Raw genomic sequence first — 26,259 nt, 5'->3', positions numbered from 1 at the left:
ATCGTTGACACGCGTCAGTAGCCCGTTTAGGGTCCGCGCATGATCCCGCGGACACCCGGCGACGTGACGGCGGACTGGCTGACCAGTGTCCTGGGAGCCGAAGTCCGGGCGGTGCGGGTGACGCCGATCGGGACCGGTCAAACCGGTGCGACCTATCGGTTGACCGTCGAGTACACCGACGAGCCAGGATTGCCTGCCAGCTTCGCGGTCAAGCTGCCGTCCCAGGACGACACCGTGCGCGACCGCGTGGCGATCGGCTATCGGTCCGAACACGCCTTCTACAACGACATCGCCGACCTGGTCTCGGTGCCGGTGCCGCAGAGTTACTGCTGCGAGATCGAAGACGACGGCGCCGAATTCGTGCTGCTGCTGGCCGATTTGGCGCCGGCGCAACAGGGCGACCAGATCGCGGGATGCACGGCCGGGGACGCACTGCTGGCCGCGCGGGCGCTCGCCGGGCTGCACGCACCCGGCTGGTGCGACCCGAAATGGACGGACTTCCCCGGCATCGCGATGCCCCGACCGGACAGCGCGACGGCCGCCGGGATGGGTGAGGTCGCCAAGATGGCCAGCGGGATCACCATGGAGAAGCTGGGCCCGCGGATGAGCGACCTCGACCGGGAGACGATGGAGGCGGCGCTGAGCGTGGTGACGCCGTGGCTGCTGGCCGAGCCCGAACGGTTCGCGCTGTTGCACGGCGACTACCGGCTGGACAACATGCTGTTCGATCCCGATCACACCGCGGTCACCATCGTGGACTGGCAGACGCTGGGGTCGGGTCTGCCCGCCAGGGACCTGGCCTACTTCGCCGCCACCAGTCTGGACCCCGACGTGCGCGCACAGGCCGAGGCGCAGCTGGTGGACGCCTACCATGCCGAGCTGGTGACCCTCGGCGTCGGCGGATACGACCGCGACACCTGTTGGCGCGATTACCGTTTGGGCATGCTGCAGGCTCCGCTGATCATCGCCTTCGGCACCGCGTTCGCCGCCGCGACCGACCGCGGCGACGAGATGATGCTCACGATGGCCAAGCGCTCCTGCGCGGCCATCCGCGAGCTCGACACTCTAGCGTTGATCTAGGCCGACAGCCCCGCCAGCCAGGCCACCGCCTCGTCGACGGCGGCTACGGTCTGCACCCCGGCGGGCAGGGCGGGCCGGTCCACCATGACGATCGCGATATCCGCGGACTCGGCTGCTCGGATCTTGGCCTCGGTCATGGCACCACCACTGTTCTTGGTGACCAATGCATCGATCCGGTAATCGCGCAGCAACGCGAGCTCGCCGTCATAGTCGTAGGGTCCGCGGGACAGCAGCAGCCGATGCTCGGGCGGCAGCGTCGCGGGCTCCGGTGCGGTGACGGCCCGGATCAGGAACCACGCGTTCACCCCGGCGAATGCCGCGGTGCCGGATCGCCCCGTCGTCAGGAACACCCTCGAAAAGCCTCGTTGGGTAACCGTTCTCGCGGCATCGGCGTCCGAACCGACCACGATGGCTCCCCCGGTCGGCCACGCCGGACGGGCCAGCACCAGGTGCGGCACACCGATCTCGGCGCACGCCTGCGCACCGTGCGCGGTGATGGTCGCGGCGAAGGGATGGGTGGCGTCGACCACGGCGTCGACGCGATGCTCGGCCAGCCAACCCACCAGCCCGGCGGTGCCGCCGAAGCCGCCGATCCGCACCTCGCCCACCGGCAGCGCCGGATCCGGGACTCGACCGGCCAGCGAACTGATCACCTGCACGCGCGGGTGCAGCGCGGCGGCCAACGCCCGGGCCTCCCCGGTGCCGCCCAGGATGAGCACCCGCACTAGTGCCGGCTCCCGCGCCGACGTCCCGCCGAATACAGGTAACTGTCGGCGAACCCCTCCGCGGCCAACACGTCGCCGACGAAAATGACCGCGGTCTTGGTGATCCCCGCGTCGCGCAGGTGTCCGGCGATCTCCCCCAGCGTGCTGCGCAGCACCTGCTGGGTCGGCCAGCTGGCGTATGCCACCACCGCACACGGAGTGTCGGCGGTATACCCGCCCGCGGTGAGGTCGGCGACGACGGTGTCGATCTGCGCCGCCGCCAGATGCAGCGCCAGCGTGGCCCCGGGTGCCGAGAGCGTGCGCAGGTCCTCGCCCGGCGGCATCGCCGTCGACAGCGTCGCCACCCGCGTCAGAGTGACCGTCTGCGACACGCCCGGGACGGTCAGCTCACGCCCCAGCGCCGCCGCCGCGGCCGCGAAAGCCGGTACACCGGGCACGATTTCGTACTCGACACCCTGGGAGTCCAGATGCCGGCACTGCTCGGCGAGCGCACTGTAGATCGACGGATCGCCCGAATGCAGACGCGCGACATCCAGTCCTGCGCGGTCGGCAGCCACCAATTCGTCGATGATCTGGGCCAGCGTCAGCGGGCCGGTATCGACGATCCGGGTGCCCGGCGCACAGTATTCGAGTAGATCGGTCGGCATGATCGAGCCGGCGTACAGACACACCGGGCAGTTCTGCAGCAGGCGTTGGCCGCGCACGGTGATCAGATCGGCCGCACCGGGGCCGGCGCCGATGAAGTAGACCGTCACGGCTTGCTCACCGACCACTGGGTGACCGGGTAGGCCGGTCGGAATCCGGTGAACCCGCCCACGGGCTCACCGCGGTAGTGCTGGAACCGGTGCAACTGTCCGCCTAACGTCGAATACCACTGGATGACAACGGCTTCTGATTCCGCCGTGACCACGTTGGCCACCAGGCGACCACCCGGTGCCAAATGTTGGAAGCACCGGTCGAGCAGGTGCGGGGTGGTGATACCGCCGCCGACGAAAACCGCCGACGGGGCCGGTGCGCCGTCGAACTCGTCCGGCGCCGCACCGCGGACGTCGAGGTCGACGCCGAAGGCGCGTGCGTTGGCGGCGATGCGGTCCCGGCGCTGCGGGTCCCGCTCGAACGCCACCGCCCGCAGGCCGGGCCCGCTGCGGCACCACTCCACCGCGATGCTGCCCGAGCCGGAGCCGACATCCCACAACAGCTCGCCCGGCCGCGGGCCGAGCGCGGCCAGCGTGACCGCGCGGATGCCCTGCTTGGTGATCTGCCCGTCGTGCGCCAGCTGACTGTCCGGAAGGGTGTGAAAGCGCCGGTCGTCGGGCAGGTAGCGCACCGCGATCACGTTGAGATCGTCGACGGTGTCCTGGAACTGCTCGGCCAGACCGTGCCGTACCCGCTCATGCGGGCCGCCGAGCTGTTCCAGTACCGTGAATTCCGATGCGCCGCGGCCCGTTTCGGTGAGCAGGCGGGCCAGCGTCGCGGGCGTGGCACCGTCGCGGCTGAGCACCACCGCCCGCCCGCCCCGGCGCACCGCGGTGGCGGGGTCGGCCGTGACCAGGCTGATCACCTCGGTGTCCTGCACGGACCAGCCCAGCCGCGCACACGCCAGCGTCACCGAGGACACATGTGGCAGCACCCGGACCGCGGCAGCACCGAACACCCGGATCAGGGTGGCGCCGATCCCGTGCAGCATCGGGTCCCCGGAGGCCACCACGTGCACGGTGTCGAGTCCGTCGAACAGGGTCGGCAGCGCGGGCAGCATCGGCGACGGCCACTCCCGGCGTTGTGCGGTGATGCTGTCGTCCAGCAACCTTAACTGCCGCGGTGCACCGTAAATGACGGTAGCCCTTCGTAATTCGGCGGCGGATGCCGGAGGCAGGCCGGCCATCCCGTCGGCGCCGATGCCGACGACAACAACCTTCATCTGTACCCTCTGCTCTTCGCGCGGGCGCTCATCGGTGTCCTCTGCTCTTCGCGCGGGCGCTCATCGGTGTCCTCTGCTCTTCGCTCGAGCGCTCATCGGTGTCCTCTGCTCTTCGCGCGGGCGCTCATCGCCGCAACCTCCGCCAGATCGCCCGCGGTACCAGCCGGGTCGCCACGATCAACAGCCGGATCGCCCCCGGCACCCACACCGCGTCCTTACCTCGAGCCAACGCCCGCGCGGTCGCCTCGGCGACCTGCCCGGGCGTGCTTGCCAGGGGCGCAGGCTCCATGCCCGCGGTCATCTGACCGATCACGAATCCGGGACGCACGATGAGCACGTGGACGCCGGTGCCGTGCAACGCGTCAGCCAGGCCGCTGGCGAACCCATCCAGCCCGGCCTTGGCCGAGCCGTAGACGTAGTTGGCGCGGCGCACCCTGGCCCCGGCGATCGACGAGAACACCACCAGCCGTCCACTCCCGCGGGCCCGCATCGTCGAAGCCAGCACGGTCAAGAGGCTGACCTGGGCCACGTAATCGGTGTGCACGACGGCCACCGCGTGCGCCGGATCTGCCTCGGCGCGCTGCTGGTCTCCGAGCACACCGAACGCCAACACGGCCGTGCCGATCGGACCGACCTCGGCCTCGATCGCCGCGACCAACGCCGGATGCGCGGCGGTGTCGTCGGCATCGAACTCGTGAACCGACACGGCGGTGGCGCCGGCCGCTTTCACCGCGGCGACCTGGTCGCCGAGGTCGTCGGCGCGCCGCGCGGCCAGCACCACGGGGTTCCCGGAAGCCAGCCGCTTGGCCAGCTCCAGGCCGATCTCGCTGCGGCCGCCGAAGATCACGACGGGACCCGAGGTGATCTCCTTCGCTTCGCTGTCCCCCGCCGGTGTGTCCTTCATGGCAGCGATTATGGCCTGCGCTAGCGTGGACCCCGATGGCTACTTCCGGTCGCAAGGCGACGACGCGACTGACCAACGATGCGCTGGCGTTTCTGACCGAGCGGCATCTGGCCATGCTGACCACCCTGCGGGGCGACAATTCACCGCACGTCGTGGCCGTCGGCTTCACGTTCGATCCCAAGACCCATATCGCGCGCGTCATCACCACGGGCGGCTCACAGAAGGCCGTCAACGCCGCCGAGCGCGGTGTCGCCGTGCTCAGCCAGGTCGACGGTGCCCGCTGGTTGTCCCTGGAGGGCACCTCCACCGTCAGCGCCGATCCCGACGATGTCCGCGACGCCGAGCTGCGCTACGCACAGCGCTACCGCACCCCGCGGGTGAATCCGCGCCGGGTGGTCATCGAGGTGCGGGTGCAACGCGTGCTGGGATCCTCGAGTCTGCTGGACCGCGGCGACACCGACACCGACACCGACTAGATCATCGGCGGCCGGCGCCCGTGACGTCGATCAGACGGGCACCACGATCAGCTCGTGCGGGCGGTTGTTCACCGACTCGGCCCCGTGGTCGGTGACCACCACGATGTCCTCGATGCGGGCACCCCAATGGCCCGGGAAGTAGATTCCGGGCTCCACCGAAAAGGCCATTCCGGGTTCCAACGTCAGGTCGTTACCCGCGACGATGTAGGGCTCCTCGTGCACCGACAGGCCGATGCCGTGCCCGGTGCGATGGACGAACACCTCGGCCAGCCCCTCGCCGGCCAGCACGTCGCGCGCCACCGCATCGACGGCCGCCGCGGTCATCCCGGGCCGGATCGCCGCGACGGCCTCGGCCTGTGCCCGCTGGAGCACCGCGTACTGCCGGGCCACTTCCGGCTCCGGATCGCCGAGGCTGTAGGTGCGAGTCGAATCGGAGTTGTAGCCGGGCTCGTACGGGCCGCCGATGTCCACGACGACGATGTCGCCCGCGCGCAGCTCTCGGTTGGAGCACTCATGGTGCGGATCCGCACCGTTGGGACCGGACCCCACGATGATGAATGCCGCCTCCGAATGACCTTCGGCGACAATGGCTTCGGCGATGTCGGCGGCGACGTCGGCCTCGGTGCGGCCCGGCACCAGGAACTCCGGAACCCGGGCGTGCACCCGGTCGATGGCCGCGCCGGCCTTGCGCAGCGCGTCGATCTCGGCCTCGTCCTTGATCATCCGCTGTCGGCGCAGCACATCGGTTGCCAGCACGGGCACGGTGCCCAGCAGGTCGGCCAGCGGCAGCAGGTGCAGGGCGGGCATGGAGTCGGTGACGGCGGCGAGCCGCCCATCCGGCACGGCGGCGAGCCGCCCATCCTGCACGGCGGCGAGCCGCCCATCCGGCAACGCGTCGGCCACCAGCTGGTACGGGTTGTCCCCGTCGACCCAATCCCGCACCGTCACACCCAGATCCGGCACGGCCGAATCCTTGAGCGACGCCAGTTCCAGGCGCGGCACCACGATCGTCGGCACCGACCCATCGGCGGGCAGCACCAGCGCGGTGAGCCGCTCGAACGTCTGCGCGCGCGAGCCGACCAGATACCGCAGGTCATAGCCGGGGGTGATGACCAGCCCGGCCAGGCCGGCGTCGGCGGCACCGGCCGCGGCGGTCCGAAGCCGTTGGGCGTACACGTCGGTGCTGAAGCGGCTGGAGTGCATGCCGTCGAGGTTAGTGGGCGACCCGATAGGTGGCGACCTCGACCAGGTTGCCCTCCGGGTCGCGGCAGTAGTGTGACGTCATCAGCCCGAGCGCGCCGGTCTTGGCGACCGGTCCGGCGGTGATCTCGACGCCGCAGGAGCGCAGGTGCGCACCGATCTCGGCGGCGTCGGCGTCGGCGATGAAACAGAGGTCCAGCGAGCCGGGCACATCGGCGTCCGCGGTCGCCCAGTTGGGCGAACCGGTGGGGCGCACGTTGAGCTTCTGCCCACCGAACAGCAGCGCGATCCGGCCGTCGCCGAACTCCTCCCGGCGCATGCCCAGCACCCGGACGTACCAGTCGACGGTGGTGGCGGCGTCGTGGCAATTGAGCACGACGTGGTCGATGCGATCGACGGTGAAGGTCATGCCTCACGCTACTGTCAGGCCGTGCTGCACGACGAGAATCCCGGCCCGGTCCTGCTGCTCGACGGCGCCAGCATGTGGTTCCGTTCGTTCTTCGGGGTGCCGTCCTCGATCACCGCACCGGATGGCCGGCCGGTGAACGCTTTGCGCGGCTTCATCGACAACATCGCCGCCCTGGTCACCGCGCACCGGCCGCGGCGCCTGGTGGTGTGCCGTGACGACGATTGGCGGCCGCAGTGGCGGGTCGAGCTGATTCCGTCGTACAAGGCGCACCGGGTCGCGCAGGAGGCGCCGACGGGCACCCCGGATATCGAGGAGGTGCCCGACGAACTCACGCCGCAGGTCGACATGATCATGGCGATGCTGGACGCCTTCGGGATCGCCACCGCGGGCGCCGCCGGGTACGAGGCAGATGACGTGCTGGGCACGCTGGCCGCGCGGGAACGGCGCGACCCGGTGATCGTGGTCAGCGGTGATCGCGACCTGTTGCAACTGGTCGGCGACGATCCGGTCCCGGTGCGGGTGTTCTACATCGGACGCGGGCTTGCCAAGGCCACCCTGTTCGGACCGACCGAGGTCGCCGACACCTACGGTGTGCCGATCGACCGGGCCGGACCGGCATATGCCGAGCTGGCGCTGCTGCGTGGCGACGCCTCCGACGGGTTGCCCGGGGTGGCCGGCATCGGGGAGAAGACCGCCGCGACCCTGTTGGCGCAATACGGCTCGCTGACAGCGATCCTGGATGCTGCGACCGATCCGCGCTCGCCGCTGCCGGCGGCCGCGCGCAAGAAGCTGCTGGCGGCCGCGGACTACATCGCGGCGGCCGAGCCCGTGGTGCGGGTCGCCACCGACGCGGCGGTGACGATGTCGACCCCGACCGACACGCTGCCGCTCGCGGCGGCCGACCCGGCCCGGGTGGCCGAGCTGGCCGGCGAGTTCGGGGTGACATCGTCGATCGGACGGCTGCAGAAGGCGCTGGACAGGTTGTAACCCCCGAACAGACACAAACTCCCGCATTCCACGGCGGAAATGCGGGAGTCTGCGACGGTTCGCGGGCGGTGCGGGCCTACTTGGGCCTGCCGACCTCGTAGGTGCCCTTGTCGTCCTGGAAGGTCACCGTGACCTGACGCTTGGTGCCGTCGATGCTGACGACGCATTCGAAGCTCTCGCCCTTCTTGACCGTCGGGCTGTTGCCGTCATTGCAGGTGACGTCCTTGACGTTCTTGGCCCCGTACCCATTGGCCTCGTCGGTCAGGATCTGCTGCACACCGGTCTGGGCCGCATTGACGTCGAGCTTGGTGGTGACGAACCAGCCCGGCTTCCAGAAGCCGAGGACCAGCACCGCCGCGACGATGATCGCGGCGAGCAGACCGACGACCCCACCGATCACCGCGAGGGACTTCTTGGAGCCCTCCTCGGCCGGGACCGGGCCGCCGTACGGCGAGTACTGCTGGTCGTACGGACCGGGCTGACCGTACTGCTGGGGCTGCCCGTACTGCTGCGCCGCCGGGTCATACTGCTGCGGCTGTCCGGGGGGCGGGCCGTACTGCGGGTAGCCCTGCGGGGCGTAGGCCGTGGGCTGTCCGTACTGGTCGGGCTGCGGCGGATACTGCTGCGGGTTGTATTGCGGCGGGACCGGCTGCTGGTACTGGGGGTACTGCGGGGTCTGATAGGCCGGCGGTTGCCAGGCCGGTGCCTCGGTGGTGGGCTGCTGCTCGGGCGTGGACGGCGGCTGCCAAGCTTGTTGCTCGCTCGGCGGCTGTGCTCCGCCGGACTGCGGCGGCTGACCCGGCCACGCCTGCGTGGGGTCAGATCCCTGCGGTCCGCTCATGTCTCTCCTTGGTTGAGGTCCGTTGGCAACACAGTACCGTTTCGGGTCGGTGAGCAGGCGGAACCGTTATGTCGCCGCTATGCGGTGTCGATGTCCACCACACCGCGGCGAATCGCGGTGATCGCACGCTTGGCGGTGCCGCGCAGGGTGGCATCGGGCGCGGCGTTGCGGACCTGGTCGAGAAGGTCGAGCACTTGCCGGCACCACCGCACGAAATCGCCTGCGGACAGCGGTGATCCGTTGCCGTTGACATCGGAAGCCAGCAGTGCGGCGGTCAGGTCGCCGGTGGTGGCCCACCGGTAGATGGCGGTGACGAAACCGTCGTCGGTGTCCCGGCTGGGGGCGATGCGGTGGCGGGTCTCGTCGGCGCGCAGCTCCGAGGAGATGCGCCGGGTGCTGGTCAAGGCGCGGCGCAGGGCCGCCGTCGGGACGTCGAACCCCTGCGGCGACGGGCCGTCACCGCGGGTCTCGAACAGCACCGACGAGAGCACCGCGGCCAGTTCGGCGGCATCCAGCCCGTTCCAGGTGCCCGTGCGCAGGCATTCGGCCACCAAAAGGTCGCTCTCGCTGTAGATCCGGGCCAGCAATCGGCCGTCGTCGGTGACCGTGGTCGCCGCTCCGCGGCCCTCGATGAATCCGCGCTCGGTGAGCAGTACCAGGATGCGGTCGAAGGTACGGGCCAAGGAGTTCGTCGCCGCCGACACCTTCTGTTGCAGCGCAGCGTTGTCGCGTTCGATGCGCAGGTATCGTTCGGCCACCCGCACCCGCTCTTCGCGATCCGGCGCCGCATGGACCGGGTGGCGGCGCAGTTGGTCACGCAGGGCAGCCAATTCGGGATCGACATCGCGGTCACCGGCCGGGCCGCGCTTGCTCGACGGCACGCGCAGCCCGGCCGCTGCCGACCGCAGTGCCGACGCCAGATCGCGCCGCACCCGGGGCTGGCGGTGTTCGACGCGTTTGGGCAGGCTCATCGATCCCAGCGGCGCCGAGGCTCCCGAGTAGTCGGCCGACGAGATCCGGCCCGCCCAACGGTGTTCGGTGAGGATGAGCGGTCGCGGGTCGTCGGCGTCCTGGGCAGGCTCGAGCACGACGGCCAGGCCACCGCGGCGGCCCTGGCTGATGGTGATGATGTCGCCGCGGCGCAATTCGGCCAGCGCGTCGTCGGCCGCCTTGCGGCGTTGCAGCCGCGACGCCCTGGACTGGGCGCGCTCCCTGGCCGAGATGTCGGCCCGCAGCCGGGCGTACTCCAGCACCTCGTCGTCGCCCAATTCCTTGGCGATATCGGCCATCATCTTCTCGCCGCGGGCGATACCGCGGACCAGCCCGACCACCGAGCGGTCGGCCTGGTACTGCGCGAAGGAACGTTCCAGCAACGCACGCCCCTGCACCGGGCCGAGCTGGCTCACCAGGTTGATCGTCATGTTGTACGACGGGGTGAACGAGCTCTTGAGCGGGAATGTGCGGGTCGACGCCAAGCCGGCGACCTCGGCGGGTTCGGCGGCACTGTCGCGCGGATCCCACAGCACCACGGCGTGGCCCTCGACGTCGATCCCCCGGCGCCCGGCCCGCCCGGTCAGCTGCGTGTACTCCCCCGGTGTCAGCGGCGCGTGCTGCTCACCGTTGTACTTCACCAGGCGTTCCAGCACCACCGTGCGAGCCGGCATGTTGATACCCAAAGCCAGTGTCTCGGTAGCGAACACCGCTTTGATCAAACCCGCGGTGAACAACTCCTCGACGGTGTGCCGGAACACCGGCAGCATGCCGGCATGGTGGGCGGCCAAACCCCGCAGCAGCCCCTCGCGCCACTCGTGATAGCCCAACACCACCAGATCGGATTCGGCCAGGTCGGCGCACCGGCGGTCGACGACCGCGGCGATCCGGGCCCGCTGCCCCTCGTCGGTGAGGCGCAGCGAGGAACGCAGGCACTGCTTCACCGCGGCGTCGCAGCCGGCCCGGGAGAAGACGAACGTGATCGCCGGGAGCAGGCCTTCGGCGTCCAGGGTGCCGATCACCTCCGGGCGGGTCGGCATCCGGCTGAGGCTCGGCCGGGTGTTCTGTCGTCCGCGGCCCCGCGGCTGCCAGTCGGTCAGCCGGTCGGCCTCGCGTCGGTGGGCGATATGCCGGAGCAGTTCCGGCGCCACCAGCGTGTGGTCGGTGCCCTCGAAGAGGTCGAACAAGCGTTTACCGACCATCATGTGCTGCGACAGCGGTACCGGGCGGTGCTCGTCGACCACGACGGTGGTGTCACCGCGGACGGTCTGGATCCAACCGCCGAACTCCTCGGCATTGCTCACCGTTGCCGACAGGCTGACCAGCCGGACCTCCTCGGGCAGGTGCAGGATCACCTCCTCCCACACCGCGCCGCGCATCCGGTCGGCCAGGAAATGCACCTCGTCCATCACCACATGGGAAAGGCCATGCAGGGCAGCCGAATCGGCGTAGAGCATGTTGCGCAGCACCTCGGTGGTCATCACCACCACCGGTGCGTCACCGTTGATCGCCTGGTCACCGGTGAGCAAGCCGATGCGCTCGGCTCCGTAACGCTGCACCAGATCGGCGTGCTTCTGGTTGCTCAGCGCCTTGATCGGCGTGGTGTAGAAGCACTTGCGCCCGGCGGCCAGCGCGAGGTGCACCGCGAACTCGCCCACCACGGTCTTACCCGCACCGGTCGGCGCGCACACCAGCACACCGTGCCCGGCCGCCAGGGCGGTACACGCCTTGATCTGGAAGCCGTCCAGCCCGAAGGGCAGTAGTGCGGTGAACGCACCAAGCTCAGGTGGCGTCGTCATCAACCGGTGAGGATGCCGATGACACTGCGGTCGGCCGTTCGATGGGTTCGGCCGCACCGATCGGGGCGGCCTCGTCGTCGGGAACCTCCTGCAGTGCCGCGCGGCGCGCCTTCTGCCGATCGTGCAGGCGGGCGATCTGGATGGCGAATTCCAGCAACACCGTCAGGGCGCAGGACAGCGCCAGCATGGAGAACGGATCCGAACCCGGCGTGGCGAAGGCCGCGAAGACGAACAAGCCGAAGATCAGTCCGCGCCGCCACGCCTTGAGCTTGTCGTAGCTGAGCACCCCGATCATGTTGAGCATGATGATCAGCAGCGGAAATTCGAAGCTGATGCCGAAGACCAGCAGCAGGTTGATCAGGAAGCCGAAGTACTGGTCGCCGTTGAGCGCGGTCACCTGTACGTCGCTGCCGACGGTCAAGAGGAAGTCCAGGGCCTTGGCCAGCACCACATAGGCCAGCACCGCGCCGGTCACGAACAGGGCGGCGCCGAACCCGACGAACAACATCGCGAAGCGACGTTCCTTCTTGTACAGGCCGGGGGTGATGAACGCCCAGATCTGGTACAGCCACACCGGGCAGGCCAGCACCACGCCTGCGGTCAGCGCGACCTTGAGGCGCAACATGAACTGGTCGAACGGTGCGGTGGCCAACAGCCGGCACGCGCCGTCGGCCGAGATCGAGGCCCGCGCCGACGGCGGCAGCGCACAGTAGGGGCCGCGCAGCCACTCGCCGAGGCTGTGGAAGCCGAAGAACCCGTGCGAGTACCAGAAGAACCCGACGGTGGTGGTGACGATGACGGCAGCCATCGCGATCAGCAGCCGGTTGCGCAGTTCGGCCAGATGGTCGACGAGCGACATCGTGCCGTCGGGGTTGACCCGGGCCCGGCGCTGCCGCGGGTCGAGCTTCTTGAAGAGTCCGGGCTTCGGTGACATATCTGGACACGCCTAAAGCCGCGGCATCAGGCCGCGGCGGACAGGTGCGGTGGCGTCAGGCCGGCCGTTTGTCGGAGGTCTGCTCGGGCGCGGGAGTGTCGACACGCTCCGAGGTGATCGGCTTGGCCGGTTCGGTGGAATCGGAATGCGACTCCGCCTGCATCTCTTTGATCTCCGACTTGAAGATCCGCATCGACTTACCCAGCGACCGCGCCGCGTCCGGCAGTTTCTTGGCGCCGAACAGCAGGACGAACACCGCGATGACGATCAACCAATGCCAGGGTTGAAGACCGCCCATTCAGTCACCTCCAGAAGATTGAATCCGAGTCTACCCGTCTTCGTAGGCGCGCAGTGCTGCCGCGGCCGACTCACGTACCCGGGCCGCCAGTTCCTCGGGCGCCAGCACCCGCACCGCCGAGCCGAAGCCCAGCACGAAGCGGGCCATCCACGCGTCCGAGGCGTAGGTCATGGCCGCCTCGAACGACCCACCCGGCAGCTCCCGCAGCACGCGGAGCGGGTAGTAGTCGAACATCCAGGCGGCCGAGCGGTCGATCAGCAGTGTCGCCGACGGCAGCGCCGGATCGGCGTCGAACAGTGAGGTGTCGGGCTCGGCCGCGACCGCCGGCTCGGGTGCCGCGGCCGTTTCGTCCAGCACGTCGGCGCGCACGATCCGGTCGAACCGGAAAAGGCGGACCCCTTCGGCGGACCGGCACCAGGCCTCGAGATAGCTGTTGTCGCCGACCAGCACCACCCGGATGGGGTCGACGGTGCGCACCGACACCGCATCGTGGGAGGCCGAGTGGTACTCGATCGACAAGGCCCGCCCGCTGCGCACCGCGGCGCGCACCGCCGCCGCGGCGGCGCTCTCCACCGGCGTGGGGTCATGGTGCTCCCCGGGGACCGATGACTGTTCCCCGGCCGCCGATTCGATCTTGGCGATCGCGCTGCGCGCGGCCTCCGGATCGACCATGCCGGGGACATCGAGCAGCGAGCGCAGCGCCACCAGGATGCCGGTGGCCTCGGGTGAGGTCAGCCGCAGCGGCCGGTCCACCCCGGCGGAGAAGGTCACCTCGACGGTGTCGTCGGTGAAGTCGAAGTCGATGAGATCGCCCGGGCTGTAGCCGGGCAGACCGCACATCCACAGCTGCGCGATATCCGCGTCGAGCTGCTTGCGCGACACACCGAGGGCCGCCGCGGCCTCCGACCGGGTGACCTTCGGATTGGCCGTGAAGTACGGCACCATGTTCAGCAGCCGGACCAGCCGCTCGGACACTTGGCTCATGCGCGATCCGCCTCCGGCTTCTCGCTGGGCGTCATGGCGCGATCCGCCTCCGGCTTCTCGCTGGGCGTCATCTTCGTGTCAACCCCCGCCTGCGCACGCAACCGCCCCACCACATCCTCACGCAGCGCCTGCGGCTCCAACACCAGCGCGTCGCAGCCGTAGCCGGCGATCTCCCTGGCCAGCCGGTCGGACATGCCGATATCGACGGTGATCACTTCACCGGGACGACCGCCGAAGCTCTGCGGCCGGGTGTCGGTGGCCTGCCGGCGCAGCGCCGTGGCCCGCCCGTCGGCGATCCAAATCCGGGCCTGCTCCCCCGTCGGAACCTCCGACACCACCCGCGACACCAACTCGCGCAGGTTCACCCCGGCCGGCTTGTGCACCGCGCCCGGCGGGCCGACCGGCACCGGCACGCTGCCGATCCGGGACAGCCGGAAGGTCCTGGTGTTGTCGCGGTCGCGGTCGTGCCCGACCAGATACCAGCGCCCCCGGTGGGTCACCACACCCCATGGCTCGACGGTGCGGGTCCGGAACGGCTCGCTGCGCGCCGGCCGATGGTCGAACTGGACTGCGTGTCCGGTGTCGATGGCGGACAACAGAACTCGCAGCACCTCCTCGGAGCCGCGCAGGCCAGGCAGGTTCGCCGTCGAGGTGATCGCCACATCGGCGTCGGCGTCGACATCCACCCCGGCGGCCCGCAGTTTGAGCACCGCGCTCTGCGTCGCGGTGACCAGTTCCGGCGACTGCCACAGCTGGGTGGCCACCGCCACCGCGGCGGCCTCGTCGGTGGTCAGCTGGACGGCAGGAAGCGCGTACGCGTCGCGGTTGATGCGGTAGCCCTCGGTGGGGTCGAAGGCGGACACCCGGCCGGTCTCCAGCGGGATGCCCAGATCCCGCAACTCGTTCTTGTCCCGCTCGAACATCCGGGAGAACGCTTCATCGCTGGGGCTGTCCGCGTAGCCGGCGACCGAGCTGCGGATCTTCTCCGCGGTCAGGTAGTTACGGGTGGCCAGCAGCGCGATGACCAGGTTCATCAGCCGCTCGACCTTGGATGTCGCCACTGAGCGAGCTTAAGCCGTGCGCCCACCCGAACCCGACACCGCCGGGCCCGCGCGTTACTTCTTGCTGGGGATCACAATCACCACGATCAGGGTCAGGATCGAGAAGAACAGCCCGAGGATGCCCCAACCGATCGCGCTGCGCCCCTTCGTTCCTGCGATCACGGCGCAGACGATGGCGGCGATGACGCTGCCGATCAAGACGAAGATCCCTTTGATGCCGCGCACGATGAAACCCGCAGCCATCGGCACATCACCACTGGCCAGGATCACTGAGTGCAGCATGTCCGGCTCCTCTCCCTCGATTGACCCAAGGGATGTACCCGCGACTGGCAGCCGCTAACGCCGGCCCGCACGATTCACAGGCAATCGGCAGAGCTCACATGCTCGCGATCAGGCGCTTGACCCGCTCATCGACCGACCGGAACGGGTCCTTGCACAACACGGTGCGCTGCGCCTGGTCGTTGAGCTTGAGGTGAACCCAGTCGACGGTGAAATCCCGTCCGGCTTCCTGTGCGGCACTGATGAACTCGCCGCGCAGCTTGGCCCGGGTGGTCTGCGGCGGGGTGTTCACCGCGGCCTCGATCTCCTCGTCGGTGGTGACGCGGGCGGCCAGACCCTTGCGCTGCAACAGGTCGAACACCCCGCGGCCGCGTTTGATGTCGTGATAGGCGAGGTCGAGCTGGGCGATCTTCGGGTCGGACAGCTCCATGCCGTAGCGGTCCTGGTAGCGCTGGAACAGCTTGCGTTTGATCACCCAGTCGATTTCGGTGTCCACCTTGGCGAAATCCTGGCTCTCCACCGCGTCGAGCTGACGCCCCCACAGGTCGACGACCTGCTCGATCTGCGGGTTGGACTCCCGGGTCTGCAGATACTCCACGGCGCGGCCGTAGTACTCGCGCTGGATGTCCAGGGCGCTGGCCTGCCGGCCGCCGGCCAGCCGGACCGGCCGACGCCCGGTCAAGTCGTGGCTGACCTCACGGATGGCCCGGATCGGGTTGTCCAGTGAGAAGTCCCGGAAGGCGACACCGGCCTCGATCATCTCCAGCACCAGCGAGGCCGTGCCCACCTTGATCATGGTGGTGGTCTCGCTCATGTTCGAGTCGCCGACGATGACGTGCAGGCGGCGGTACTTCTCGGCGTCGGCATGCGGCTCGTCGCGGGTATTGATGATGGGCCGGGACCGGGTCGTCGCGCTGGAGACGCCTTCCCAGATGTGCTCGGCGCGCTGACTCAGGCAGAACGTCGCCGCCTTCGGAGTCTGCAACACCTTGCCCGCGCCGCAGATCAGCTGGCGGGTGACCAGGAAGGGCAGCAGCACATCGGAGATCCGGGAGAACTCCCCCGCCCGCACGATCAGGTAGTTCTCGTGGCAGCCGTAGGAGTTGCCCGCCGAATCGGTGTTGTTCTTGAACAGGTAGATATCGCCGCCGATACCCTCGTCGGCCAGCCGTTGCTCGGCGTCGATCAGCAGATCCTCGAGCACCCGCTCCCCCGCACGGTCGTGGGTGACCAGCTGAGCGAGGTTGTCGCATTCCGCGGTGGCGTACTCCGGGTGCGAGCCCACATCGAGGTACAACCGGGCCCCGTTGCGGAGAAAGACGTTGGAGCTGCGGCCCCAGGACACCACCCGCCGGAACAGATAGCGGGCAACCTCGTCCGGGCTGAGCCGACGATGACCGTGAAAAGTGCAGGTCACGCCAAATTCGGTCTCGATACCCATGATCCGTCGCTGCACACAATCGAGCTTACGGGGTGGGTGTGAGTAAAGGTGGGCAACACAGCCCAAGTCATGTGTCCCGTCTAGCGGTGCGCACCACCGAGATGGTGACGATTGCGGTCGGCGTCAACCGAAACATGCTGCGGCGCAGCCGTCATGACGCCGGTCCGATCGGGAGTACGGCCACCGTGATGTTGTCGGCGCCGCCCGCATCCAAGGCATGGTCGGTCAGTGCCCGGGCCGCCGATACCGCGTCGGTGCCGGTGCAGTACGCACGCAGCGCGTCGGGCTCGGGCAAGTAGTTCCACAATCCGTCACTGCAGACCACCAACGCGCCGGGGCCGGTCAGGGTGAGGGTCTGCACGCTGTGCTCGGTCCACGGCGTGGGCTCGGCGTCGGCACCCAGCCAGTGCGTCAGCGTGTGGGCGCCGCGAAGTACCGCTTCGGACTGCGGCGCGGCACCCGCGGCGATCAGCTCCTGGGCCAGCGAGTCGTCCACCGTGAGCTGCCGCGCCACCGCGGGCGGATCCGGTAGCCAGTAGGACCGGCTGTCACCGACATTGCCCACTGTCACCTCGGCACTGTCCTGGCCGGGCAGCACGATCACCGCGGTGAACGTGCACGAACCGGGGATCCCGGGGCCGGCCATCGGGGCGGCAGCGGCACCGGCCAGCCCGGCATACATGGCGGTCACCGCGTCCTGCGAACCGGACAGTGCGTCCAGCATCGCCGTCACCCCTGCTCGGGCAGCAGCGCCGGACGCCAGCTGGGGGTTGATCGACGTCGAGACGCCGTCGCAGATGACCACCGCGATCGCCTGCGGTCGTCGCGCATCGGTGGGAGCCAGAATCCCGACCGCGCCGGCGTCCTCGTTGCGGGCGTGCTCCACACCGCGGTCGGTGACCATCGCGACACCGCCGAGGCTTGCCTCGTCGCGGTCCGGTTCGGCGCGCGACTGCCCACACGTCGGGCAGTAGCCGTCGGCGCTCATCACCGCCCCGCAGTTGGTGCACGGCCCGTCGGCGCGGCCGCGGCGCGGGATGACGACGATCATCGCCGGTCACCGAGACTGAGCACGACGGGGTCGGCGCCGAAGAACCGTCGCAGCCACACCGAGGTTCGGGTACGCGGAGTACTCATCTCGGTGGCGCTTCCCTCCAACGGCGACGGTTGCAGTGATTATCACCGCAACACCGGCCGCCTGCCGGTGATATGACCGGTGTGGATGCCCGAACTACTCGGCGGTGCTTGCCGCCGGAAGCAACGCCTCCAGCGCCGCACCGGTGATCCGTCGGAACGCGCGGCGGGGCCGATTGGCGTCCAGGATGGCCACCTCGAGCGTGGCCGGCCCGAGAACCCGTTGCTCGGTACCGTTTCCGCCGGCGTGTAACGCGTCGACTGCGATCTTCACGGCGTCGGCCAACGTGGCGTTCTCGGTGTACGACTCGTTGAGTGCCGTCGCGATCGGTTCGGTGGTGCCGCCCATGACCACGAAATGCGGTTCGTCGGCGATGGACCCGTCGTAGGTGATCCGGTACAGCTCGGGCGCCTTGCTCTCGCCGTAATGCGCGACCTCGGCGACGCACAGCTCCACCTCGAACGGCTTCGCCTGTTCGGTGAAGATGGTGCCGAGCGCCTGCGCGTACACGTTGGCCAGCTGCCGTCCGGTCACATCACGCCGGTCGTAGGCGTAGCCCCGGGTGTCGGCGTACTGGATTCCGGCCACACGCAGCTTGTCGAACTCGTTGAAGCGGCCCACCGCGGCGAAGCCGACCCGGTCGTAGAGCTCGCTGACCTTCTGCAGCGAACGCGACGGGTTCTCGGCGACGAACAGCACGCCGCTGTCGTAGGCAAGCACCACCACACTGCGGCCCCGCGAAATACCCTTGCGGGCAAGCTCGGAACGCTCACGCATGGCCTGTTCGGGCGAGATGAAATACGGGAAGCTCATCAGGCGTTGCCTCCGGCCCGGGTCCGGCCGGCGATGACCTCACGGGCCAGCTCGGCGATCCGCTCTTCGGCGACCTCGACGGCGCCCTCAGCGCCGATCAGCACCGCGGTCGGATAGATGCCGCGCACCAGATCCGGTCCGCCGGTGGCCGAATCGTCGTCGGCGGCGTCATAGAGCGCCTCGATGGCCACCTTCAATGCCGAATCACCGTCGCTCACTTGCGAATACAACTTCTTGATGGAGGATTTGGCGAACAGTGAGCCGGAACCGACGGACTGATACCCCTCCTCCTCGAGATTCCAGCCGCCCGCCGCGTCGAACGACACGATGCGGCCCGCGTTCGACGGATCCGGATCGTCGACGTCGAAGCCGACCAGCAGCGGCAGCGCCACGAAACCCTGAAGGGCCGCACCGAGATTGCCCCGCACCATGATGGCCAGCCGGTTCACCTTGCCGCGGAACGTCAGCGGTACGCCTTCGACCTTCTCGTAGTGCTCGAGCTCCACGGCGTACAACCGGGCGAATTCGACGGCGATGGCCGCGGTGCCCGCGATGCCGGTAGCGGTGTAATCGTCGGCGATGTGCACCTTCTCGACATCGCGGCTGGCGATCATGTTGCCCTGGGTGGCCCGCCGGTCACCCGCGATGAGCACTCCGCCCGGATATTTCAGCGCCACGATGGTGGTGCCGTGCGGCAGGTCAGCTCCCCCAGTGCTGCGCACATCCGACACTGTCGGCAGCAGGTGCGGAGCCTGGCGGCTCAGGAACTCGCTGAACGACGACAGATTGAGATGGGGTGAGGAAAGGTCCAGACGGTCGAATCGGGCCGTCACTGGCCGCCCTTTTGGACGTAGGCGCGCACGAAGTCCTCCGCGTTCTCTTCCAGCACGTCGTCGATCTCGTCGAGCAGGTCGTCGGTCTCTTCGGTCAGCTTCTCGCGACGCTCTTGGCCGGCGGCCGTCGTACCGGTGAGATCGTCGTCGTCACCGCTACCACCGCCGCGCTTGGTCTGTTCCTGAGCCATCGCCGCCTCCTGATTGCTCGATCGGTTCTTTCACCCTACCGGTCAGCGCGCTTCCTGCCCGGCATAGCAAGTACTTACGTGGTGAGCTGTTCCACCAATTCGGCCGCACTGTCCACCGAATCCAGCAACGCACCGACATGTGCCTTGCTGCCGCGCAGCGGCTCCAGCGTGGGGATCCGGACCAGCGAGTCACCGCCCAGGTCGAAGATCACCGAGTCCCAGCTGGCCGCGGCGATATCGGCACCGAACCGGCGCAGGCATTCACCCCGGAAGTAGGCCCGGGTGTCGGTCGGCGGATTGTCGACGGCGTCGAGCACTTGCTGCTCGGTGACCAGGCGTTTCATCGATCCGCGGGCCACCAAGCGGTTGTACAGGCCCTTGTCCAGGCGCACATCGGAGTACTGCAGGTCCACCAGGTGCAGCCGGGGTGCGGACCAGGCCAGGTTCTCCCGATGGCGGAAACCGTCGAGCAGCCGCAGCTTGGCCGGCCAGTCCAGGATCTCGGCGCATTCCATCGGGTCGCGCTCCAGCAGGTCCAGCACCTCGGCCCAGGTCTGCACGACGTGCTGGGCGCGCGGATCCGGATCCCGGCTGTCCAGCAGTTTGGCCACCCGGTCCAGGTAGATACGTTGCAGGGCAAGTCCGGTCAGTTCGCGGCCGTCGGCCAGCGCCACGGTGGCGCGCAGCGAGGGGTCCCGGCTGATCACGTGCACGGCGTGGACCGGGCGGGCCAGCGCCAGATCCGACAGGTCGGCGCCGGATTCGATCAGGTCGAGCACCAGTGAGGTGGTGCCCACCTTGAGGTAGGTGGACGTCTCGGCGAGGTTGGCGTCACCGATGATGACGTGCAGCCTGCGGTATTTGTCTGCGTCGGCGTGCGGCTCGTCGCGGGTGTTGATGATGCCGCGCTTGAGGGTGGTCTCCAGGCCGACCTCGACCTCGATGTAGTCGGCGCGCTGAGACAACTGGAATCCCGGTTCGTCACCGGACGGCCCGATGCCGACGCGTCCCGACCCCGTGATCACCTGGCGGGAGACGAAAAACGGTGTGAGCCCGGCGATCACCGCGGAAAACGGTGTGTGGCGGCTCATCAGGTAGTTCTCGTGCGAACCGTAGGAGGCGCCCTTGCCGTCCACGTTGTTCTTGTACAGCTGCAGCTTGACCGCCCCTGGCACGCTGGCGACGTGCCGGGCCGCGGCCTCCATCACCCGCTCACCGGCCTTGTCCCAGATCACCGCGTCCATCGGGTCGGTGCACTCGGGTGCCGAATACTCGGGGTGGGCGTGGTCGACGTAGAGCCGCGCACCGTTGGTCAGGATCATGTTGGCCGCCCCGACTTCGTCGGCGTCGATGATCGGCGGCGGCCCCGACGAACGGGACAGGTCGAACCCGCGGGCATCCCGCAACGGCGACTCCACCTCGTAATCCCACCGGGTGCGCTTGGCCCGCTGCAGACCGGCGGCCGCGGCGTAGGCCAGTACCGCTTGGGTGGAGGTGAGAATCGGATTGGCAGTCGGATCCGACGGCGATGAGATGCCGTATTCCACCTCGGTTCCGATAATCCGTTGCATAAGTTGCAACCCTAGCGACGGGTGCCCCGCCGAGGACAGGTAGGGCCCGGCGAGGGCCGGATTGCGTGCTCGGATGATGGAGGCGAATTGGACCTGGTCGAGGCGCACGCCTGGTTTCTCCGGCGCGGGCTGCCCACGGTGTTGCGCCCCGGCGTGCTGGCCCGCCATCTCTGGCAGCGCAGCGCCCCGGCGCTGGCGGTGCTGGCGGTGTTCCTGGCCAACTCGGTGGCGGTGGTCGCCATCACCGGTAAGCACACCATCGACATCAACGGCTCGCCCACCCGCAACGAGTGGTTCATCCTCGTGCTGCTGGTCCTGGTGCTGCCGGTGGCCGCAGCGGTCGGCTGGGCGGTGGCGCGGATCGAGGGCCTGCGCGGGCGCGCAGTCGCGGCCGCCGCCTCGGTGCTGGTATGCGTGCTCGGCGCGATTTTCGGCGGACCGTCGGCATATGTGCTGGTCGATCTGTTGCTGGCGGCCGGGTTGATCGCGGTCATCGTCGCGCTGACCGCGTGCGGCATCGGGTCGATCCTCGGGCTGGCGCTGCGCTCGATGCTGCACAACCTGTCGCTGGTCGGGGGTTTGCTGGCGCGGGCACTGCCGGTGATCCTGCTGACCGTCCTGGTGTTCTTCAACACCTATGTGTGGTTGATGGCGGCCTATGTCCCCCGGTGGCGGTTGTGGTTGGCGCTGCTGTTCCTGGGTGCGATCGCGGTCGCCTTCGTCACGTCGGCGACCGTGGACCGGGTGCGCCCCACCCTGACGTCGTCGACGCGGCCGCCGAAGGTGGACGGCGCGCTGCTGGGCACCCCGTTCCACGGCCTGCCCGCGCCGGCGCAGCGGACGCGGTTGTCCCGGCTGGAGCGGGTCAACGTGGTGTTCGTGCTGGTGTTGTCGCAGGTACTGCAGGTACTGGCGGTCGCCGTGGTGACCATGCTGATCTTCGGGGTGCTCGGGTTGATCCTGCTCACCCCTCGGCTGCTGGCCGAGTGGACCCGCAACGGCGCCAGCGACGGGGTGATCCTCGGGATGACGCTGCCCATCCCGCAGGCGCTCATCCAGACCGCCATGTTCCTCGGCGCGATGACGTTCATGTACATCAGTGCCCGAGCCGCCGGCGATTCCGACTACCGGACCCGGTTCCTCGATCCGCTGATCGAGGACCTCACGCTCACCCTCGACGCCCGCGACCGGTACCGGCTGTACACCCGGCCCGACGCCGGACGGTAGACATGAAAGCGTCATGAAACTTTTGATCGTCGAGGACGAATCGCGGCTCCGCTCGACCCTGGCCGTCGGGCTGCGCGCCGAAGGCTTCGAGGTGACCGAGGCGGGCGACGGTATCGAGGGCCTGCGTCAGGCCACCGAGAATTCCTTCGACGTCATCGTGCTGGACATCATGGTGCCCGGGCTCAGCGGATACGAGGTGCTGCGCCGGATGCGTGCACGTGAGGTGTGGACACCGGTGCTGATGCTCACGGCCAAGGACGGCGACTACGACCAGGCCGACGCGTTCGAGCTGGGTGCCGACGACTATCTCACCAAACCGTTCTCGTTCATCGTGCTGGTGGCGCGGCTGCGCGCCCTGGTGCGTCGCAGCACCGCGCAACGGCCGGCCGTGATCACGGCGGGCACCCTCAGCTTGGACCCGACCCACCGGGTGGTCTCGCGCGCGGACACCCTCATCTCGCTGACCCCGCGCGAGTACGGCGTCCTGGAGTACCTGATGCGCAACAAGGACACCGCCGTCACCAAAGCCGAACTGCTGCAGAATGTCTGGGATACCCACTACGACGGGCCGGACAATGTCGTCGAGGTGTATGTCGGCTATCTCCGGCGCAAGATCGATGCGCCGTTCGGTACCAACACCATCGAAACGGTCCGCGGCGTCGGCTACCGGCTGACCACCGCCTGATCGCGTTCGGCAGCGCCGCCGGGCAACGTGACCACCACCTGCGCCCCGCCGCCGGGCCGGTCCGCCAGCCAGACCCGACCGTGATGGGCGGCAACGATTTCGGCGACGATGGCCAGCCCGAGGCCGGTGCCGCCGGCACTGCGGGACCGGTCGCCGTCCAACCGCACGAAGCGGTCGAAGACCCGCAGCCGATCCGCCGCCGGCACCCCGGGACCGTCATCGCCGACCGTCAGGACCGCATGCCCGTCGTCGTCGGTGCCGACGGTGATCTCGATCAGTGCGACCGCATGCCGGGCCGCATTGTCGAGCAGATTGCGCAGCACCCTGGTCAGCGCCGCCGCATCGCCGGTCACCCGGGTGGGCTGCACCTCGCAGCGCACCTGCAGGGCCGTGGTGTGCCGCAGGGCCTCGGCCGCCCCGGTGACCAGGTCGTCGAGGTCGACATCGGCGCTGCGCGTGGTCAGCCCCCGCTCGTCGGCCCTGGCCAGCAGCAGCAGGTCGTCGATCAGCGAGGCCATCCGGTGGGCTTCGGGTAACAGGGTGTGCTCGGTCAGCTCGGCGTCGAGCAGCTCGGGGTGGGCCTGGGCGACCTCCAGCGCGGAGATGATGGTGGCCAGTGGGCTGCGCAATTCGTGGGAGGCATCGCCGACGAAACGCTGCTGGGCGGCGTGCCCGGCCTCGACGCGCGCCAGCATCTCGTTCATCGTGACCGCGAGCGCGGCGATCTCGTCGCGGCTGTCGGGCACCGGGACCCGGCCGGTGAGATCGGAGGTGGTGATCGCGTCGACGTGCGCGCGGATCTCGTCCACCGATCGCAACGATCGCCGGACCAACAGATAGGTGGCCGCCGCCGACACGGCGATCACCACCGGTGCCGCGACGGCCAGGGCCACGACCACCGTACTCACGGTGGCGGTCACCACCCGGTCGCCCTCGCCCACCAGCACCGTGTAGTTCTGGCCCGCCGGATCGTCCACCGATTGGGCGCTGAACCGGATGTGGCCGTACTGCGCGGCGACGTCGGGCAGCCCGATCCGGGTGCCGGTACCCAGTCGGCCGACCGGGATGAGCGGGGTGTCGGGCGCCGACGCGGAGCGCAGCACCACCCGGCCGCCGTCGGGTCCGTCGTGCGCGATGACCTGCACCGCGACGATGCGCTCGTCGGTGGCCAGCAGCTCGTCGTCCAACGCAGCCGGTCCGGCGTGCGCGATGCCCTCGGCGACCTCGGCGACCCGGGCCGCGGCCGCGTTGTCGACCCCGCTGAGCATCGATCGGTACAGCACCGCCGAGAGCACCATCCCGGCGATGCCGAGCGCGACGAACACCACACTGGCCGCCACGAAAGCCGACCGGGCCGATATTCCCCACGTTGCGGGTCGCAGCAGTTCTCGTCGCATCTCCCCCAGATTGCACCAGATCGTCGACAATATGGCGGTGTCCCAGGTGGTGATTGCCGACGTAGCGGCCGTGCACGAGTGGTTCCTGCATCGCGGCCTGCCGTTGGTGCTGACCCGGCGGGTGCGGTCCCGGGCGCTGGTGGAACGGTCCGCACCGATGATCTCGGCCGTCGGGGCACTGACCGCGGTCACCATGTTGCTCGCCGAGGTCACCGGCGAACGGCCCGATTACGGCTATGCGGTGCGGCTGGGGGTGATCGCGGCGGTGCTGCTCGGGGCGCCGTTCGCACTGACCTTGCTGCATCGGCTGAACAGCCGCCTCGGTGAGACGGGCCGACGTTCCGGTGCCTGGGTGGTGATGGCGATCTTCGTGGTGGTGATGCCGGTGACGGTCAGCGGCTGGACGGGGGCCGCAGCTGCCGAAGTGCCGCTGTTCGCGCTGATTTCGCTGCTGGCGATCTGGTTGACGTATCTGGGCTTCGGGTCCATCGCGGCGTGGGCCTTCCGCTTCGCCTGGGTGCAGTTGGGCGCCTTGGGGACCCTGATGAGCCGCGCGTTACCGCTGCTGATGCTGACCGTGGTCGTGTACTTCACCGGGGAGCTATGGCAGCTGGCGGCCCGGATGACGCGGCAAAGGCTATGGCAGACAATCGGTTTCCTGGCCCTGGTGGCGCTGGTCTTCGTGGTCGCCACCATCCGGGACGAAGTGCAGGCGCTGCGCGACGGCCGTGCCGAACAGACCGATCCGGCCCGGTTGCTGGCCGGCACCCCCCTGCAGCCCGCGCCGGGGCGGCAACCGGCCCGTACGCCTCTCTCGCGGGCCGAGAACGTCAACGTGGTGGCGATCATGGTGGTGTCACAGGCGATTCAGGTGGTCCTGTTCACCGCCGGATTGTTCGCGTTCTTCCTGGCGCTGGGCGTCATCGCGATTCCCGACGATGTCACGGTGTTGTGGTCGGCGGAGAGCCAGTGTTCCGTCCCCGGGGGCGAGCCGCCCTGCGCCGGAACGTGGTTCGGGGTGCACATCCCGATACCGCAGACGCTGGTGCACACCTCGCTGTTCGTCGCGGTGCTGTCGGGCCTCTATTTCACCGTCAGCACGAGCGTCGACCCGCTGTATCGGCAACGCTTCTTCGACCCGCTCATCGCCGACGTCGCGGTCAGTCTCGCCGGCCGCGACGCCTACTTGGACCTGGAAGCGGGTGAGAAGTGCACGACCCCAGCAGGTTCCGGCCAGCAGCAGGGCGGCGCCGGCCCCGCCCACGATGGTCAGCCGGTCTCCGGCCAAGCCGAGCCCGACGAGCACGGCCCATAACGGCTCGGTCCCCAGTAGTAAGCTCACCCGCGCCGGCGAGGCCCTGCGCAACGCCCACATCTGCACGCCGAACGCGAAGACGGTGCAGACCAGTGCCAGGTAGATCGTGAGCGCCCAACCGGTTCCCGACATCCGTGCGGCCGAACCCCATTGTCCACCGATGCCCGCCGCCACCGCCGCCAGTGCGGCGACGGTCGCCAACTGCACCAACGTCGTTGCCGCCGGGTCGGTCTCGCGCCGCGCCGCGGTCCGGTCGATGACCGTGACGTGCACCGCCCGCAACACAGCCGCCCCCGCCACCAGCACATCGCCGGTTCCGGGCGCGGCGAAGCCGCCCGCCTGAGTCAACAGGACGCAGCCCAGTACCGCCGTGCCGGCCGCCGGGTAGAAGGCCGGCGGCACCGCGTCGCGTTGCAGCATCGGGGTGATGACGATGGCCAGGGCGATGATTAGACCGGCGTTGGAGGCCGATGTCTTGGTGACGCCGTAGGTTTCACACACCAGTACGGCGGCCAGGATCGCGCCCACCGGCACACCGGAACGTATCTCGGCCCGGCCGATCCGGCGCAACCGCGTCGCCATCAGCAGGGCCAGGGCGAGCGCAGCGATGCCGAAACGCACAGCCAGGAAGCCGAACACCGCATCGGTGGTGACGGTCTGCTTGGCCGCGAGATAGCTGGAACCCCATGCCACGGCCACGATCAGCAGGGCGGAGTCGACGAGGCGCATGCACCCAGCCTGGCCAGACACAACAGTGTAGTCAATC

26 protein-coding genes and 1 pseudogene are annotated in these 26,259 nt (G+C 69.0%); 6 read left to right on the top strand and 21 right to left on the bottom strand.

Annotated elements, in window-relative coordinates; translation table 11 throughout:
* Positions 1-39: 39 nt before the first annotated feature.
* Complete coding sequence (locus SBI67_RS12060; protein ID WP_318980785.1) at positions 40-1,080, top strand: phosphotransferase family protein; 1,041 nt, start codon at positions 40-42, stop codon at positions 1,078-1,080.
* Here the strand turns inward: SBI67_RS12060 and SBI67_RS12055 are convergent.
* The 4 genes from SBI67_RS12055 to dprE2 form a co-directional block, all read right to left on the bottom strand.
* Entirely contained in the window at positions 1,077-1,805 is a 729-nt protein-coding gene (locus SBI67_RS12055; protein WP_318980784.1) for a cobalt-precorrin-6A reductase, read from the bottom strand. The two genes, SBI67_RS12060 and SBI67_RS12055, sit on opposite strands and share 4 nt — an antisense overlap.
* The gene (gene cobM / locus SBI67_RS12050; RefSeq protein WP_318980783.1) at positions 1,805-2,560 is read right to left on the bottom strand and encodes a precorrin-4 C(11)-methyltransferase; all 756 of its coding nucleotides are present in this window, start codon (positions 2,558-2,560) and stop codon (positions 1,805-1,807) included. Before cobM ends, SBI67_RS12055 begins: the two co-directional genes overlap by 1 nt.
* On the bottom strand, positions 2,557-3,723 hold the full coding sequence (gene cbiE, locus SBI67_RS12045; protein ID WP_318980782.1) for a precorrin-6y C5,15-methyltransferase (decarboxylating) subunit CbiE: 1,167 nt from the start codon (positions 3,721-3,723) through the stop codon (positions 2,557-2,559). Before cbiE ends, cobM begins: the two co-directional genes overlap by 4 nt.
* Positions 3,724-3,847: 124 nt before the next feature.
* Positions 3,848-4,627, bottom strand: a complete 780-nt coding sequence (dprE2, locus tag SBI67_RS12040; protein ID WP_318980781.1) for a decaprenylphospho-beta-D-erythro-pentofuranosid-2-ulose 2-reductase — start codon at positions 4,625-4,627, stop codon at positions 3,848-3,850.
* A 35-nt stretch (positions 4,628-4,662) separates the two neighbouring features.
* Between dprE2 and SBI67_RS12035 the strand changes: the two genes are divergently transcribed.
* Entirely contained in the window at positions 4,663-5,103 is a 441-nt protein-coding gene (locus SBI67_RS12035; RefSeq protein WP_318980780.1) for a F420-dependent biliverdin reductase, read from the top strand.
* 30 nt (positions 5,104-5,133) lie between these two features.
* Here the strand turns inward: SBI67_RS12035 and SBI67_RS12030 are convergent, their stop codons facing one another.
* Together SBI67_RS12030 and SBI67_RS12025 are read right to left on the bottom strand one after the other, a co-directional pair.
* The gene (locus SBI67_RS12030; protein ID WP_318980779.1) at positions 5,134-6,306 is read right to left on the bottom strand and encodes a M24 family metallopeptidase; all 1,173 of its coding nucleotides are present in this window, start codon (positions 6,304-6,306) and stop codon (positions 5,134-5,136) included.
* Positions 6,307-6,316: 10 nt separating this feature from the next.
* Positions 6,317-6,712, bottom strand: a complete 396-nt coding sequence (locus SBI67_RS12025; protein WP_318980778.1) for a VOC family protein — start codon at positions 6,710-6,712, stop codon at positions 6,317-6,319.
* 21 nt (positions 6,713-6,733) lie between these two features.
* Between SBI67_RS12025 and SBI67_RS12020 the strand changes: the two genes are divergently transcribed.
* The gene (locus SBI67_RS12020) at positions 6,734-7,699 is read left to right on the top strand and encodes a 5'-3' exonuclease (protein ID WP_318980777.1); all 966 of its coding nucleotides are present in this window, start codon (positions 6,734-6,736) and stop codon (positions 7,697-7,699) included.
* Between the two features lie 76 nt (positions 7,700-7,775).
* Here SBI67_RS12020 and SBI67_RS12015 read toward each other — a convergent pair whose 3' ends face one another.
* From SBI67_RS12015 to dop, 13 genes are all read right to left on the bottom strand, one after another.
* Complete coding sequence (locus SBI67_RS12015) at positions 7,776-8,540, bottom strand: DUF4333 domain-containing protein (protein WP_266049048.1); 765 nt, start codon at positions 8,538-8,540, stop codon at positions 7,776-7,778.
* A gap of 77 nt (positions 8,541-8,617) precedes the next feature.
* Positions 8,618-11,329 (bottom strand): DEAD/DEAH box helicase, encoded by a 2,712-nt coding sequence (locus SBI67_RS12010; protein WP_318980776.1) that lies wholly within the window; start codon positions 11,327-11,329, stop codon positions 8,618-8,620.
* Positions 11,313-12,263, bottom strand: a complete 951-nt coding sequence (gene tatC, locus SBI67_RS12005) for a twin-arginine translocase subunit TatC (protein ID WP_318980775.1) — start codon at positions 12,261-12,263, stop codon at positions 11,313-11,315. Before tatC ends, SBI67_RS12010 begins: the two co-directional genes overlap by 17 nt.
* Before the next feature lie 55 nt (positions 12,264-12,318).
* Positions 12,319-12,561 (bottom strand): Sec-independent protein translocase subunit TatA, encoded by a 243-nt coding sequence (tatA, locus tag SBI67_RS12000; protein ID WP_024453512.1) that lies wholly within the window; start codon positions 12,559-12,561, stop codon positions 12,319-12,321.
* 30 nt (positions 12,562-12,591) lie between these two features.
* A complete protein-coding gene (locus SBI67_RS11995) occupies positions 12,592-13,545 on the bottom strand; it encodes a helix-turn-helix transcriptional regulator (protein WP_318980774.1) in 954 nt (317 codons plus the stop codon).
* The gene (locus SBI67_RS11990; protein ID WP_318980773.1) at positions 13,542-14,606 is read right to left on the bottom strand and encodes a helix-turn-helix transcriptional regulator; all 1,065 of its coding nucleotides are present in this window, start codon (positions 14,604-14,606) and stop codon (positions 13,542-13,544) included. The genes SBI67_RS11995 and SBI67_RS11990 overlap by 4 nt, the downstream gene beginning before the upstream one ends.
* A gap of 54 nt (positions 14,607-14,660) precedes the next feature.
* Positions 14,661-14,888: a deoxyribodipyrimidine photolyase gene (locus SBI67_RS11985; protein WP_318980772.1), complete on the bottom strand. Its 228-nt coding sequence runs from the start codon at positions 14,886-14,888 to the stop codon at positions 14,661-14,663.
* A 94-nt stretch (positions 14,889-14,982) separates the two neighbouring features.
* The gene (pafA, locus tag SBI67_RS11980) at positions 14,983-16,341 is read right to left on the bottom strand and encodes a Pup--protein ligase (protein WP_318980771.1); all 1,359 of its coding nucleotides are present in this window, start codon (positions 16,339-16,341) and stop codon (positions 14,983-14,985) included.
* A 136-nt stretch (positions 16,342-16,477) separates the two neighbouring features.
* Positions 16,478-17,377: a PP2C family protein-serine/threonine phosphatase gene (locus tag SBI67_RS11975; RefSeq protein WP_318980770.1), complete on the bottom strand. Its 900-nt coding sequence runs from the start codon at positions 17,375-17,377 to the stop codon at positions 16,478-16,480.
* Between the two features lie 180 nt (positions 17,378-17,557).
* Positions 17,558-18,274: a proteasome subunit alpha gene (gene prcA / locus SBI67_RS11970; protein ID WP_318980769.1), complete on the bottom strand. Its 717-nt coding sequence runs from the start codon at positions 18,272-18,274 to the stop codon at positions 17,558-17,560.
* The gene (gene prcB, locus SBI67_RS11965) at positions 18,274-19,107 is read right to left on the bottom strand and encodes a proteasome subunit beta (RefSeq protein WP_318980768.1); all 834 of its coding nucleotides are present in this window, start codon (positions 19,105-19,107) and stop codon (positions 18,274-18,276) included. The genes prcA and prcB overlap by 1 nt, the downstream gene beginning before the upstream one ends.
* The gene (locus tag SBI67_RS11960) at positions 19,104-19,298 is read right to left on the bottom strand and encodes a ubiquitin-like protein Pup (RefSeq protein ID WP_266049037.1); all 195 of its coding nucleotides are present in this window, start codon (positions 19,296-19,298) and stop codon (positions 19,104-19,106) included. The genes prcB and SBI67_RS11960 overlap by 4 nt, the downstream gene beginning before the upstream one ends.
* 74 nt (positions 19,299-19,372) lie before the next feature.
* Positions 19,373-20,869: a depupylase/deamidase Dop gene (gene dop / locus SBI67_RS11955; RefSeq protein WP_318980767.1), complete on the bottom strand. Its 1,497-nt coding sequence runs from the start codon at positions 20,867-20,869 to the stop codon at positions 19,373-19,375.
* 87 nt (positions 20,870-20,956) lie between these two features.
* On the opposite strand from dop, the gene SBI67_RS11950 reads away from it, so the two are divergent.
* Together SBI67_RS11950 and SBI67_RS11945 are read left to right on the top strand one after the other, a co-directional pair.
* On the top strand, positions 20,957-22,096 hold the full coding sequence (locus SBI67_RS11950) for a hypothetical protein (RefSeq protein WP_318980766.1): 1,140 nt from the start codon (positions 20,957-20,959) through the stop codon (positions 22,094-22,096).
* Between the two features lie 13 nt (positions 22,097-22,109).
* Complete coding sequence (locus tag SBI67_RS11945) at positions 22,110-22,781, top strand: response regulator transcription factor (RefSeq protein WP_318980765.1); 672 nt, start codon at positions 22,110-22,112, stop codon at positions 22,779-22,781.
* Here SBI67_RS11945 and SBI67_RS11940 read toward each other — a convergent pair.
* Positions 22,760-24,178, bottom strand: a complete 1,419-nt coding sequence (locus tag SBI67_RS11940; protein ID WP_318980764.1) for a sensor histidine kinase — start codon at positions 24,176-24,178, stop codon at positions 22,760-22,762. The two genes, SBI67_RS11945 and SBI67_RS11940, sit on opposite strands and share 22 nt — an antisense overlap.
* Positions 24,179-24,209: 31 nt before the next feature.
* Here SBI67_RS11940 and SBI67_RS11935 point away from each other — a divergent pair, with 31 nt between their 5' ends.
* Entirely contained in the window at positions 24,210-25,493 is a 1,284-nt protein-coding gene (locus SBI67_RS11935; protein ID WP_318980763.1) for a hypothetical protein, read from the top strand.
* On the opposite strand, the pseudogene SBI67_RS11930 reads toward SBI67_RS11935, so the two are convergent.
* A pseudogene (locus tag SBI67_RS11930) lies at positions 25,461-26,222 on the bottom strand (DMT family transporter); the annotation flags it as partial. The gene SBI67_RS11935 and the pseudogene SBI67_RS11930 sit on opposite strands and share 33 nt — an antisense overlap.
* Between the last annotated feature and the right edge of the window lie 37 nt (positions 26,223-26,259).

Source organism: Mycolicibacterium chengduense, from assembly GCF_033741155.1.
In the GTDB taxonomy this organism is placed as follows: Bacteria; Actinomycetota; Actinomycetes; order Mycobacteriales; family Mycobacteriaceae; genus Mycobacterium.
Note: the sequence above shows the minus strand (reverse complement) of the source record. Positions and strands in the feature narration are given on the sequence as shown.